The sequence below is a fragment of the Nonomuraea sp. NPDC048916 genome, from assembly GCF_040649575.1.
In the GTDB taxonomy this organism is placed as follows: Bacteria; Actinomycetota; Actinomycetes; order Streptosporangiales; family Streptosporangiaceae; genus Nonomuraea.
In genome coordinates, this window is the sequence record NZ_JBEZFS010000236.1 from 1 (window position 1) to 439 (window position 439).

Below are 439 nucleotides of genomic sequence, written 5' to 3' on the forward strand. Positions count from 1 at the left end.
GCAAGCCCTACGACCTCCACTGCACCCGGGACGGGGAAGAAAAACGCGTTGAGGTCAAGGGCACGACCGGCTCGGCCGCCAAAGTACACCTGACGTCCAACGAGGTCGATCACGCACGCGAGCCGCAACACACTGTGGACCTGTACGTGGTGAGCGATATCAAGATCGAAGGCGAGAATCACACGGCGAGTGGGGGCCGCGTTCTGCATTTCAAGGATTGGTTTCCCGCCGAAGAGGACCTGAAGCCAAGGAACTTCGAGTACCGCCTGCCCTTCGGCGGCTGACACCCTCCCTGACTCGCCCCTTGGCAACGGCGGCAGTCCGCCCGGCCGTCCACTCGTATGGAGATCACCCGTGGCACTTCTGCGTATGTCAGCCCGCAGCATGCGGGAGCGCGAACAATGCGTCTCTGGCGGAGTCCCTCACCGAGCAGTTCCGC

Annotated in this window: 1 protein-coding gene; it reads left to right on the forward strand. The window is 63.1% G+C overall.

The window, feature by feature from the left end; translation table 11 throughout:
* The coding region (locus AB0C16_RS40640; protein WP_357691544.1) for a DUF3883 domain-containing protein at positions 1–284 on the forward strand (284 nt) is incomplete at its 5' end.
* Positions 285–439 lie beyond the last annotated feature (155 nt).